The 12997-nt window shown below is 67.8% G+C and carries 11 protein-coding genes; all 11 read right to left on the reverse strand.

The annotated features are described in order from the left end of the window. Positions 1-13: 13 nt before the first annotated feature. The 11 genes from OV287_RS39480 to clpX all read right to left on the reverse strand — a co-directional run bounded on the left by OV287_RS39480 (position 14) and on the right by clpX (position 12843). Positions 14-1288 carry a DUF2914 domain-containing protein gene (locus OV287_RS39480; protein WP_267539206.1) on the reverse strand — a complete coding sequence of 425 codons (1275 nt, stop codon included), beginning with the start codon at positions 1286-1288 and terminating at the stop codon, positions 14-16. Between the two features lie 13 nt (positions 1289-1301). Further along, entirely contained in the window at positions 1302-1619 is a 318-nt protein-coding gene (gene grxD, locus OV287_RS39485) for a Grx4 family monothiol glutaredoxin (RefSeq protein ID WP_267542500.1), read from the reverse strand. Between the two features lie 15 nt (positions 1620-1634). Next, positions 1635-1892, reverse strand: coding sequence for a BolA family protein (locus tag OV287_RS39490; protein ID WP_267539207.1), 258 nt, complete (start codon positions 1890-1892; stop codon positions 1635-1637). Next, positions 1892-2437, reverse strand: a complete 546-nt coding sequence (locus tag OV287_RS39495) for a YqgE/AlgH family protein (protein WP_267539208.1) — start codon at positions 2435-2437, stop codon at positions 1892-1894. Before OV287_RS39495 ends, OV287_RS39490 begins: the two co-directional genes overlap by 1 nt. Before the next feature lie 81 nt (positions 2438-2518). Next, positions 2519-2974, reverse strand: coding sequence for a response regulator (locus OV287_RS39500; protein ID WP_267539209.1), 456 nt, complete (start codon positions 2972-2974; stop codon positions 2519-2521). A gap of 100 nt (positions 2975-3074) precedes the next feature. Continuing rightward, positions 3075-3890, reverse strand: coding sequence for an ABC transporter permease (locus OV287_RS39505; protein WP_267539210.1), 816 nt, complete (start codon positions 3888-3890; stop codon positions 3075-3077). Beyond that, positions 3887-4771, reverse strand: coding sequence for an ABC transporter permease subunit (locus tag OV287_RS39510; protein WP_267539211.1), 885 nt, complete (start codon positions 4769-4771; stop codon positions 3887-3889). The genes OV287_RS39505 and OV287_RS39510 overlap by 4 nt, the downstream gene beginning before the upstream one ends. 3 nt (positions 4772-4774) lie before the next feature. Continuing rightward, positions 4775-6436 (reverse strand): peptide ABC transporter substrate-binding protein, encoded by a 1662-nt coding sequence (locus tag OV287_RS39515; RefSeq protein ID WP_267539212.1) that lies wholly within the window; start codon positions 6434-6436, stop codon positions 4775-4777. Positions 6437-6680: 244 nt separating this feature from the next. Continuing rightward, positions 6681-9119 (reverse strand): endopeptidase La, encoded by a 2439-nt coding sequence (lon, locus tag OV287_RS39520; RefSeq protein WP_267539213.1) that lies wholly within the window; start codon positions 9117-9119, stop codon positions 6681-6683. 199 nt (positions 9120-9318) lie between these two features. Continuing rightward, positions 9319-11394 (reverse strand): prolyl oligopeptidase family serine peptidase, encoded by a 2076-nt coding sequence (locus tag OV287_RS39525; protein ID WP_267539214.1) that lies wholly within the window; start codon positions 11392-11394, stop codon positions 9319-9321. Between the two features lie 168 nt (positions 11395-11562). After that, positions 11563-12843 carry an ATP-dependent Clp protease ATP-binding subunit ClpX gene (gene clpX / locus OV287_RS39530; RefSeq protein WP_267539215.1) on the reverse strand — a complete coding sequence of 427 codons (1281 nt, stop codon included), beginning with the start codon at positions 12841-12843 and terminating at the stop codon, positions 11563-11565. Positions 12844-12997 lie beyond the last annotated feature (154 nt).

The following is a 12997-nucleotide window of genomic DNA, read 5'->3' on the forward strand; positions in this document are numbered from 1 at the left end:
TGAAGGCCGCGGCCTAACCTGCGTCCACCTTGAACTCGCGAGGTGCCGTGGAGTCGTCAGGTGTAACGGTGAAGGACAGGCGGCCAATCTCTCGCCCATCCTCTGTCTCCATGGAGACGCGCCAGTCCCCGGGCCGCGGATTGGTCACGTACGCAAAGGTCCGGAAGCCCTGCTCGCGCCCGCCCTGCTCCAGGTACAGGTCGTCATACGCGTGGTACTGCGTCCAGCCCTTCTCCGAGTCGTCGTGGTACCAGCGGATGACGAGCCGGGTGCCCCGGTCCCGCGCGTGCTGGGGCTTGAAGCTCGTAGGCGCGAAGACGCTGGCGAAGAAGTAGACGCGGTCGCCGGAGCGCGCACGGAAGTCCTGGTCCCCACGCTCCCAGAGCCGCCACTCGGAGCGCTCGTGGAGCAGCCGGTAGTCCCGGCCCTTCGGCCCCTTCACCACCTCCACGCCGTGGTAGATGCCGCTGGACAGCATGGACAGCGGCACCGGGGGAATGGCCTTCAGCAGGTACAGCCCGAGCAGCAGCACCTGGACGCCCAGCCCCGGCAGCGCCACATGCCGCAGCGTGCGCCGCCAGGCCCCGCTCCACGCACGCACCAGGAAGAAGGTGAGCACCGTCGCTGCGCAGGACAGGCCCACCGCGAGCATGAACAGCGTCCCGCTGTAGTAGCCGAGCGCCACGGGCAGCAGGTACGCGAAGTACGAGGTGACGCAGAAGCTGAAGAGGCCCAAGCGCACCACCGGCCCTCGTGCCCGGAAGCGCGGCAGCTCGTTGGCCACCAGCAGCCCGAAGACGCCCGCGAGGAACAGGAACGCCGTCAGCCCGGAGGCGCTCTTGAAATAGAAGAGGGTGTAGGGACTGAGCAGTCCACCCAGGAAGAAGTGCAGCGCGTCCTCGCGGAAGCGCCACACCCGAGCCAACCACCGCGGCGGCTCCGTGTCCCAGCTCCAGCGCAGCTCCACCAGCAGCAGCAGGCCCAGCACGCCCAGGAACAGGCCCTGCTTGGTGAGCACGAACCAGTTGTCGATACGCCGCAGCGTGGCGATGTCGTAGGCGAAGCTCGCGAAGAAGAAGAGCGCCAGCTCCCACTTCGCATGGCGGGTCCGGAAGTCCCGGACCCGCGCCTTCAACGTAGGTGCCTTCTCCGTCGCGACCAGGTCCTCAGGAGGAACGGCGGCCGGCACCTCGGAGACGAGCCCCAGCGGGCCCACGGGCACCGGGGCCTCGGCCGGCTCCGCGGGAGCAGCCGTCTCTTCAGAGGTGCGCGGTGTTGCGGTTGCCACGTCGAGAGGGAGGCTACGCGCCCTTGCCGGCGACCATGTCCGCCAGCTCGCCGCGCTCTTCCAGCTCCATGAGGATGTCCGAGCCCCCCACGAACTTCCCGTTGATGAACACCTGGGGAATCGTGGGCCAGTTGCTGTACTCCTTGATGCCCTGGCGGACCTCGGGATCGGCCAGCACGTCCACCGTATGCACATCCCCGTGCTGCTGCAGGATTTGCAGCGCGCGCGCGGAGAAGCCGCACTGCGGGAACAGCGCATTGCCCTTCATGAAGAGGACGATCTTGTGACCGCGAACCGCCTCGTCGAAACGTGTCTTCAGCTCTGGGGAGATCATTCGATTACCTCGTTAGCGATTGCCGAACTTCTTCCACTGTTCGGGCGAATAGGTCTTCAGTGCCAGCGCATGCAGCTCGCCGGTCTTCAGCCAGTCCTGCAGCGGCGCATACACCAGCTGGTGCTGCTCCACCATGGACTTGCCCGCGAAGGCGGGGCTCACCACACGCGCCTCGAAGTGGTCTCCGGTGCCGGTGGTGTCGTGCACCTCCACTTCCGAGCCGGGCAGCGTTCCCAGAATCCGCTCGCGGATGGCATTTGGATCAAGCATCAGTTCAGTCCCTTCCCCTTCAGAAGCATTGCAGGATCCACCCCGATGCTCCGGATGGTGCTGTCCCAGAGCAGGCCCGGGTCTCCTTCGAGCACGGGCCGGGCGGAGGCCTCGGCATAGAGCCAGGAGCCGGCGGACAGCTCGCTCTCCAGTTGCTGAGGGCCCCAACCGGCGTAGCCCAGGCAGAAGCGCAGGTGGGCCGCCGGGTTCTTCAAGAGCGGCCCGAGCGTATCCAGGGTGAGGCTCAGGAAGAGGCCGGGCACCACCTCGTGCTTCTCCGTCACACGCTCGTCGTTGTGGAGGACGAAGCCGCGGTGGTTCTCCACGGGGCCGCCCATGAAGACGGGCTGGTTCACCCGCTCGGGGGCGATCTCGAGGGACTGGTTCTTGGCCAGCTCCCCCAGCGTCAGCGCGGCCCCCCGGTTGATGATGAGGCCCATGGACCCGCCTTCGCTGTGCTCGAGCATGAGGATGACCGAGCGGCGGAAGTTCGAGTCCGTCAGTTGTGGCGTGGCCACCAGGAGGCCAGGAGCGAGTGTCTGCACAGAGGGAAGTGTCCGCGCTTCCCTCCCTCCGCGCAACCGAATCGTACCCACCCCGAGCCGGAGGGCAGAGGGAGTGGCGGCTCAGTGCCAGCTGGTGTGCCGGGACTGGAGCGCCTGGGCGAGCTTCTCGGGCGACAGCGGCTTGCCGATGAACAGATCCGCCCCCAGCCCCTTGCACTTGCGAGCCATGGACGCATCGCTCATGGCGCTCACGCCGATGAGGACGGCCTGGGGGAACTTCTCGCGCAGGCGGGCCATGAGGTTGGTACCGCTGCGCCCAGGCAGGAAGACGTCCACGATGGCCGCGTCCATGCGCTTGTTGCGCACGGCGAACTCGGCCTCCTCGGCGCTGCCGACGGGTAGCGGTGCGTAGCCCCACGTCGTGAGCAGCTCCACGAGCAGCTCGCGGTGGGCCGGGTCGTCCTCGACGATGAGGACCGTGCCGCGGACGGGCTCTAGCTTCAGGTTGTCTTCGTCCCGGGTCTTGGAGCGGGCGTGACCCGTGGCGATGGGAAGCTCCTCGTTGACGATGGACATGGCAACCTTCTCGCGATGGGGGTTCGTGTGTTGCCAACGTCCACCCCACTGCCAGGAATTCCACACTCGCAACGTCCGAAAGGGCGAAGCGCCGCTCCCCTCAGGTGCGGCGCGTCCCAGCCCCGAGTGCCTGAGAGGAGAGCGAGGCGCCAAGCACGAGCAGCACCAGCAGCCCCCAGGCGGGCAGCACCACACGGGCGCCGCCCTCGTAGATGAGGGCCGCGTAGCTGGTGCCGAGGTAGCGGCCAAGCGACATGGGCTCCATCCGGGCGATGCCGAAGAAGCTGACGGTGGACTCGGTGAGGATGGCGGTCGGCAAGCGGCTGAGGAAGACGGCGAGCACGAAGGGGCGAAGGGCGGGCCAGAGGTGGACGCGCAGCAGGTGCCAACGGCCAGCGCCGAGGGCCCTCGAGGCAGCGATGAACTCCTGGCCCTCCAGCGTGGCCAGGCGGTTGCGGAACATGCGCGCCGGGCCCGCCCAGCCCACCAGGGCCAGGGACACCACCATGAGCCCAAAGGGGCCCAATCCGCCCGCGTGGCCCGCGTCCAGCATCGACTGGCCGGCGAGCTGGAGCACCATCACCACCAGCACGTCCGGCAGCGCGAAGACGGCATCCACCCCGCGCAGCACCTGGTGCTCCACCCAACCGCCCGCCGCCCGGGCGCTCATGGCGACGCCGAGCCCCAGCACGGTGGACAGGGCCCCGGCGGTAAGGCCCACGGCCAGAGAGACCCAGAGGCCCCCGAAGGCCAGCTCGCACACGGTGCGGTCCGGGTGGGTGGGGTCCACGCCCAGGGGGCAGGTGTTGGCGAGCGCCTCGGGGAAGACACGGCCGGCGAGCCAGCTCGCGAGGCCCAGGCCCACCAGCAGCACGAGGCCCACCCAGGCTCGCGTGGGGATGCGGCGCGCGCTCATGTGCGGGCCTCCCTCGCACGGGGGTCGACAAGGAGACGCACGAGCTCCACCACGAGGCCCACGATGACGAGCAGCGAGGCGAAGACGGTGGTGGCCACCACCACGACGGCCACCTGCTTCTGCAGCACGGCGAGGACGTAGAGCTGTCCGAAGTACGGCAGGCCGAAAACGCGCTCGGCGGCGAAGGAGCCAGCGAGCAGCGCGGTGGCCACGGGGCCTACGGCATCCAGCAGCGCGGGCAGCACGTTGGGCAGCACGTGGCGCCACAACACGGAGCGCGGGGACAGGCCCTTGCTGAGCGCGGTGCGCACGTAGTCGCGGGCCAGCTCCGTGTCCAGCGCGTCCGCCACCAGGGTGCCGAGGAAGATGCCCGGCCAGACGGAGATGACGAGCGCGGCGGACAGCTCGGGCAGCAGGTGTCCGCGCTCCACCACGGCGGGCGCGAGCAGCAGCGCGGGGATGAAGACAGGGGTCCCGAAGGCGACGGCGGGCAGCGCGTCCCCGAGGAGGGAGAGCCGGCTGCGCCGCCAGCGGGCCCGGAGCAGCGCGAAGGCCAGGGCCCATCCGAGCGCGAGCACCAGGGCCACCAGTCCCACGCCCACGCTGCCGGAGAGCTTCCACAGCAGCTCGTCCCCGGTGATGCCCTGGGCGCTGGTGCCCAGCCGCTCGCCGCGGAAGAGCTTCTCCCACGGACGGAGGAAACCGAGCGGCTGACCCAGGCCGAGGTCCCTCCGGTAGGACGCGAGCACCTCGGGGGCCACCTGCCGCTTGGCGTCGTCGTCGGTGGTGAGTGGCAGCGCGGCCATGAGGAAGTAGGACGCGATGGCGACGATGGGGACGAGCACCAGCTGCCGGCCGAGACGCAGGAGCGCGGGAGGCATGACTCAGTGCACCTCCGCGGGAGTCCCACTCAGGCGCAGCTCGCGCAGAGAGAGGAAGTTGAAGGGGTCCACGTCCACGCCGTGCAGGGAGGCGCGCGTCCGGAAGTAGCGGTCCGGGTGGTAGAGCGGCGCGATGACGGCCATCTCGTCGAGGAGCACCGCCTGGGCCTGACCGTAGAGGGCGCGCGAGCGGGCCTCATCGGGCTCGGCGTCCGCCTCGTCGAGGAGCTTCTCGAAGCGGTCCATGGGCTCGCCGCCCTTCTGGGTCTCCCAGCCCGTCTGGTGGAGCCCGCTGCGCTCGAAGAGGGTGAAGAAGGTGTTGGGGTGCGCGTAGTCCGCGCCCAGGCGGCGCAGGTAGAAGTCGTAGGCGCGAGGGCCCTCGGCGGTGCGGCGGGCCACCTCGGCGGAGAAGTCCGAGCGCACATCCAGCGTCACCTTCACTCCCACCGCGGCGAGCTGCGCGGCCAGACGCTCGGCGATGGCCACCTCGGGCACGAAGGAATCCCCCGCCCGGTAGACGAGCCGCAGCGGCCGGTCCAGCCCGGGGACGCCAGCCAGCTCCGCGCGGGCCTGCTCGGGCGCGAAGTGGGGCAGGCGCTCGGCCTCCTCGGGTGTGGCGGCACCGGGTAGCTCGGGTGGGAGGAGGACATGGCTGGGGCGTGCGGCGGGCAGCAGTCCCTTCATGAGGGCATCGCGATCAATGGCCCGAGCAATGGCGCGGCGGACCTCGGGCCGGTTGAGCGGTGGGCGCTCGGTGTTGAAGGCGAGGAAGTAGGTGGAGAGGAGCGGCTCTTGCTGGAGGTCGTCCGGTCGGCGGCCCTGAAGGGCCACGGCGCTGTCCACGAAGACGAAGTCCACCCGGCCGCGCGCGTAGAGGGCAGGGCCGATCTCGGACTTCATGAGGGTGAGCACAGGCGCGGGACGCTCCCCGGGGCCGAGCGGCGGCAGGAAGGCGGAGTGCGGGTTGTGGACGAGCCGCACGCGCTCACCGGCGCGGTCCCAGCTCTCCACGCGGAAGGGGCCGAGCGCCAGGGGATGACCGTCGCGAGGCCGGTCGAAGTAGTCGCGCACCTCTTCCTCGGACCTGCCGGCGAGGACAGCGGAGGGCGTGGGGAAGAACAGGTAGACGTTGGCGAGGCGCGCGAGGAAGTAGTTGCGAGGCCGGGCCAGGGTGACGCGGAGGGTGTGCGGGTCGAGCGCCTCGACACCAGTGCGGGCGAGGGCGGCCTTGAGCTGCTCAGGAGGAGCGCCCTGCTCCTGGAGGACGAGCACCTCGTCGGCGCCAACGAGGTCAGCCATCTCCCCGCGCTCGCGGCCCTGGAGGGCGCGGTGCCAGCCGGTGACGAAGTCCTGCGCGGTGAGGGGGGTGACGCCGTCGGACCAGCGCACGTCCTGACGGAGGTGGAAGGTGTAGACCTCCTGACCGGTGGCGGTGCGGGAACGTTCCCAGCGCTCGGCGAGCCCGGGCTGGACGGAGTGGTCCGGCGCGAGCGTGGTGAGCCCGCGCTGGGTGGCGAGCATGACGGGGTAGTTTGCCCAGCTGGTGGGGTCCGAGTAGCTCCAATCGAGCGTGGTGGGCATCGCGGGGACGACGACTTTGACGCCGGGGTCGGGCTGGAAGCCGCAACGACCACAGCCCGCGGCCACGAGGACCAAGGCGAGCATCAAGGCGAGTCGGGAGAAGGAAGCCACTGGGGCGGGGTTGTATCGCGCCCGCTGTGTGGCGTGCGACCACCGAGCGAGGAAACACCCTCACCCTAGCCCTCTCCCAGAGGGAGAGGGGACATCCACGGTGTCACCCGGTTGGTCCCTCTCCCTCTGGGAGAGGGTCGGGGTGAGGGTCTACTGCGCAAAAGAAAACGGGCCCCAGGGATATCCCCAGGGCCCGCGAATCATCACCTCGAGCTCACTACGCCGGCGCCGAAGCCGCCGCGGAGGGAGTGGCCTCCGGGACCTTCTGCTGATCCTTGCGGCCGAACTCCTCAGGCTTTTCCAGGAGCAGGGCCTCGCGCAGCACGTCGTCCACGAACTCCACGGGCACGATGCGCAGCTGGGAGCGGATCTTCTTCGGGATGTCCTTCAGGTCCTTCTTGTTGGCCTTCGGGATGAGGACCGTCTTGATGCCCGCGCGGTGGGCGGCCAGCGTCTTCTCCTTCAGGCCGCCGATGGGCAGCACCCGGCCACGCAGGGTGATCTCACCCGTCATGGCCACGTCCCTGCGCACCGGGATGCGGGTGAGCGCTGACACGAGCGCGGTGCACATGGTGACACCGGCCGACGGACCGTCCTTCGGGATGGCGCCCTCGGGCAGGTGCACGTGGATGTCGTAGTTCTCGAACATCTTGCGGTCGATTCCGAACCGCTCGGCGCGCGAGCGCACGTACGACATGGCTGCCTGGGCCGACTCCTGCATCACCTCGCCCAGCTTGCCCGTGATGATGAGCTTGCCCTTGCCCGGCATCACCGTGGCCTCGGTGGTGAGGATCTCACCGCCCATCTCCGTCCAGGCCAGGCCCGTGACGATGCCCACCTGGTCCTCGCGCTCGGCCACGCCGTAGCGGTAGCGCGGGGTGCCCAGGTACCTCATCGCCTGCTTGCGATCGACCACGATGTCGCGCTTGCCGTTCTTCAGGATGTCGCGGGCGATCTTCCGGTACACGCCGCCGATCTCACGCTCCAGCGAGCGCACGCCCGACTCGCGCGTGTAGCGGTGGATGATGGTCCGCAGCGCGTCGCTGGTGATGTCGATCTTCATATCCGCGAGCCCGTTGGCCTCCTGCTCCTTGGGGATCAGGTAGCGCCGCGCGATGTTGAGCTTCTCGGGCTCGGTGTACCCCGCGATCCGGATGACCTCCATGCGGTCCTGCAGAGGACCGGGGATGTTGTGCATCGTGTTCGCGGTGCAGATGAACATCACCTTCGACAGGTCGTAGTCCAGGTCGAGGTAGTGGTCGTTGAAGTTGTGGTTCTGCTCGGGGTCCAGCACCTCCAGCAGCGCCGCGCTCGGGTCGCCGCGGAAGTCGGTGGACATCTTGTCGATCTCATCGAGCAGGAAGACGGGGTTGTTGCTGCCCGCCTTCTTCAGCGACTGGATGAGCTTGCCCGGCATGGCGCCGATGTACGTGCGCCGGTGGCCACGAATCTCGGCCTCGTCACGCACGCCGCCCAGGGACAGACGGACGAACTTGCGACCAGTGGCACGGGCGATGGAGCGCGCCAGCGACGTCTTGCCGACGCCCGGAGGCCCCACGAAGCAGAGCACGGGGCCCTTGAGCTTCTTCACCAGCTGCTGCACGGCCAGGTACTCGAGGATGCGCTCCTTGGGGCGCTTGAGGCCGTAGTGGTCCTCGTTGAGCACCCGCTCGGCCTCGACGACATCCAGACGGTCCTGGGTCTCCTCGTACCAGGGCAGGCTGATGATCCAGTCGATGTAGTTGCGAACGACGGTGGCCTCGGCGCTCATCGGGCTCATCATCCGGAGCTTCTTCAGCTCCTTCTTGACCTTGAGCGTGGCCTCCTTGCTCATCCGCTTGTTCTTGAGCTTCTCCTCGATCTCCTGGATCTCGTTCTTGAACTCGTCGCGCTCACCCAGCTCCTTCTGAATGGCCTGCATCTGCTCATTCAGGTAGTACTCCTTCTGGGTCTTCTCCATCTGCTTCTTGACGCGGGTGCGGATCTTCTTCTCGACCTGCAGTATCTCGATCTCACCCTGCATCAGCTCGTAGAGCTTCTCCAGCCGCTTGGCCGGGCTCTCCGTCTCGAGCAGCGCCTGCTTGTCGTTCAGCTTGAGCGACAGGTGCGCGACGATGGTGTCCGCCAGCCGCGCCGGGTCATCGATGCTCGCCACCTGCATGAGCATCTCGGGCGGAATGCGCTTGTTGAGCTTGACGAAGGCCTCGAAGACCGAGTGCACGCTGCGCACGAGCGCCTCGAGCTCCACGGACTTCTCGCTCTGCTCCTCGACCTCCTCCACCTCCACCATGAAGAAGGCGTCGTTGGGCATGAACTTCTTCACGCGGGCCCGGCGGACGCCCTCCACGAGCACCTTCACCGTGCCATCGGGCAGGGGGAGGAGCTGGATGACATGGCCGATGGTGCCGAAGTGGAAGATGTCCTCCGGCGTCGGGTCATTCGTCTTGGCCTTCTTCTGGGCGGCCAGGAGGATGACGGCCTTGTCGTCGGGGCCCTTGTGGGCCATCGCGTCCTTCAGCGCCGCGATGGACTTCTCCCGGCCGACGAACAGCGGGACCACCATGTGCGGAAACACGATGATGTCCCGCAGCGGAAGGAGCGGAACGGTGCTCCCACGCTTCTGGGCATCCCTCTTGTCGTCTCGTCCGAAGAACATGTATTCGCCACCTGCCTGCTTGCCCACCGAGGGTGCAAGCCCCTTGAATGTTGCCCGCCCGCACACCCAGCGTGCGGACGAGTGAAGACGGTCTCTATAACACGGCCCCTCCGGCGGCCGTTCCCCGCGTGAAAGATGGGGAACGTTGGCCTGCAAGCAAGGGAACACCCGGGGGGCCATCGGGTGTCCGGCCGGTGCTTTAGCGGGCCCGAGTTGCGTTCGCAGCGGATGCAATTCCGTCTGCCTGCACGCCAAGCACCTCGAAAAGGTAGCTGTAGAGGTCCACACTGGACTCGATGGCCTTGGCCACCTGATCCGCCCCGCCGTGTCCTGCGTTGGCCTCGATACGTAACAGGGCGGGCGCGGTCTGTCCCGCGTTCTGAACCATGGCCACGAACTTGCGAGCGTGCAGGGGGTCGACCCGATCGTCGTGGTCCGCGGCCATCATCAGGAGGGCCGGGTAGCGCACACCCGCTCTCACGTGGTGGTAGGGCGAGTAGGCGTGGAGCACCCGGAAGTCCTCCGGCTTCTCGGCCGTGCCGTACTCTGGAATCCACGTCTTGCCACTGCCGAACAGGTGGTAACGCACCATGTCCAACAAGGGCACCTGGCACACCACCGCGCCGTACAGCTCCGGACGCTGGGTCATTGCGACCCCCACCAGCAGGCCCCCATTGCTGCCGCCAGAGACCGCCAGCTTCTCGGGCCGGGTATAGCCCTCGCGGATGAGGAACTCGGCCGCCGCGTGGAAGTCATCGAAGACGTTCTGCTTGCGATTCAGTCGGCCGGCCTCGTGCCAGGCCTTCCCGTACTCCCCTCCCCCGCGCAGGTTGGCCACCGCGTACACGCCCCCCGCGTCCAACCACGGGTAGATGCTGGAGCGGAACGACGGCAGCATGCTCACGTTGAAGCCGCCGTAGCCGGTGAGCAGCACCGGGTTGTCCCCGTTCTTCTTCAGGTCCTTGCGGTGCACCAGGAAGAGGGGCACCCGCGTGCCGTCCTTGGAGCGGAAGAAGGCCTGTTCGACGGTGTAGCGCTCCGACTGAATGGGAAGGTCCACCCGAGCCCACAGCTCCACCCGTCCGCTGGAAACGGACGTCTTGTAGACCTGCGGCGGGGTGCTGAAGGAGCTGAAGACGAACCACGCATCGTCCCGGTCCTCCAGGCCGAAGAGGTTGCTCGCCGCGCCTACGCCCGGCAGCGCCACGTCGCGCACCGGCTGGCCCTCCAGCGTCACCAGCCGCACCCGCGTGGTGGCGTCCTTCAGGTACGCGAGCGCCAGGTGGCCGCCCACGATGTTGATGCCCTGCAGCGCGGCCGACGGGTCCTCGGGAACGAGCTCCTTCCACGCCGCACGCTCGGGCCGCGCGGGAGACACCTTGAAGACGCGCTCCATGGGCGCGCCCTCGTCGGTGAGCACGTAGAACCAGTCCTCCCAGACGTCGACCGAGTACCGGGTCCCCTCGCCCTTCACCAGCAGGCGGAAGTCCTTCTCCCCCACCCGCTTCCACCAGACGTCGTTCTCGCTCCAGCCCCGGGTGATGTAGACGAAGAGGTATTTGCCGTCCCGGCTGACGCCTCCGTTGAGGAACGTCTTCGGGTCTCCCGTGCGCGGGTGCACCTGGGCATCCGTCTTCGGGTCCGTGCCCAGCCGGTGCAGGCGCAGCTCGGTGTAGCCGGGCCGCTCGGCCACGGGGATGGAGGGGTCCGTAGGCAGCCACGCGTAGTAGAAGGACTGGTTGTCCGGCGTCCAGCTCGGGGAGGCGTACTTGGCCCCCTCGATGACGTCCACCTCGCTCCACTTCCCCGTGTCCACGTCCAGCACGTGGAGGATGGCCTCGTCCGCCGCGTTCGGCTTGCGAGTGAAGGCCAGCTTCCTGCCGTCCCACGAGGGCGCCCACAGCCCCAGCGACACCGTGCCGTCCGGGCTCCACGTGTTGGGGTCCAGGAGCACCCGCTCCTCTCCCTTCTCACCCTCGCGCCAGTAGAGGACGGCCTTCTCCTTGTCCTTATGGGTGCGGACGTAGAAGTACCGGTCGCCGCGCATCGCCGGCGCGGACATGGACTCCACGTAGAAGAGCTCCGTGTAGCGCTGACGCAGCGCCTCGCGGCCAGGAAACCGGGCGAGGCGCTCCCGAGTGAAGGCGTCCTGGGCCTTCATCCAGGCTTGCACCTCGGGGGACTTCTCGTCCTCGAGCCAACGGTACGGGTCCGCCACCTCCACCCCATGCAGGGTGTCCACCACCGCCTCGGTCCGCGTGGCCGGTTGATTCATCCGCTTCGTCTCCATGGGTGGGACAGCAGATAAGGCAACGCCCCCGTCCGTCCCACGAAAAGTGCGGGACTGGCGGGGGCGTCCGTGACGCGCAATGGGGGTACGGGCTCAACCCGAGGCCCGGATACCCTCACCCCGTCCCTCTCCCGGAGGGAGAGGGGTAGGTGGTTACGCGCTCTCCTTCTTGGGCTCCGGCTCCTTGTTCTCCTGGGAGTGGAGCACCACCGGCTCGCTCTTCTTGAGGATGACCTCCTCGGAGATGACGACCTCGCGCGCCGTCTTCCGCGAGGGCAGCTCGTACATCACGTCCAGCATCGCGCTCTCCAGGATGGAGCGCAGACCGCGCGCTCCCGCCTTGCGGCGGATGGCCTCGGAGGCAATCGCCTTGAGCGCCCCGTCCGTGAACTTCAGCGAGATGCCGTCCAGCTCGAAGAGCTTCTTGTACTGCTTCGTCAGCGCGTTCTTCGGCTGGCTGAGGATGTTCACCAGCGCCGGCTCGTCCAGCTCCTCGAGCGCCGTGACGATGGGCAGACGGCCGATGAACTCCGGAATCATGCCGAACTTCAGCAGGTCCTCCGGCTCCACGTGCTTGAGCAGCTCGGTGAGGTTGCGCTGCTTCTTGGACTGGATGTCCGCGCCGAAGCCCAGGCTGCGGCCACCCAGCCGCCGCTCGATGATCTGATCCAACCCACCGAACGCACCGCCGCAGATGAACAGGATGTTCGTAGTGTCCACCTGCAGGAACTCCTGCTGCGGGTGCTTGCGGCCACCCTTGGGCGGCACGTTGGCGATGGTGCCCTCGATGATCTTCAGGAGCGCCTGCTGCACGCCCTCGCCCGACACATCGCGGGTGATGGACGGGTTCTCCGACTTGCGAGCAATCTTGTCGATCTCGTCGATGTAGACGATGCCGCGCTGGGCCCGCTCGATGTCGTGGTCCGCCGCCTGGAGCAGGTTGACGATGATGTTCTCGACGTCCTCACCCACGTAGCCGGCCTCGGTGAGGCACGTGGCGTCCGCGATGGTGAAGGGCACGTTGAGGATGCGCGCCAGCGTCTGCGCGAGCAACGTCTTGCCACTTCCGGTGGGGCCGAGCAGAAGGATGTTGCTCTTCTGCAGCTCCACATCGTCCATGGCCACCTTGGACTCGATGCGCTTGTAGTGGTTGTGCACCGCCACCGAGAGCGTCTTCTTCGCGCGCTCCTGGCCCACCACGTACTCGTCGAGGATGGCCTTGATCTCACTGGGCCGCGGGATGCGCAGCTTGGTGTCCTTGGTCTCCTCGCGGTCGATCTCCTCCGCGATGATGTCGTTGCACAGCCCAATGCACTCGTCGCAGATGTAGACCGTCGGTCCCGCGATGAGCTTCTTCACCTCTTTCTGCGACTTGCCGCAGAACGAACAGCAGAGGGACTGGTTGTCTCGCTTCTCCACGTTCTTACCCGCCATGTAAGCCCTCGCTGCAACTGCCTGGAGGTGCGCTCCCACCGGCCCGCCCCCCCTGCCTTCAGCCAATCTAGTCAGCCCCCTTCCGGGGCGTCCACGCGCCTGCTGGGTACTTAACACCCCACCTGCACCGGCGCAGAAAACAGAAGCCGGAGAC

The sequence above is a fragment of the Archangium lansingense genome, from assembly GCF_026626635.1.
GTDB lineage: Bacteria > Myxococcota > Myxococcia > Myxococcales > Myxococcaceae > Archangium > Archangium lansingense.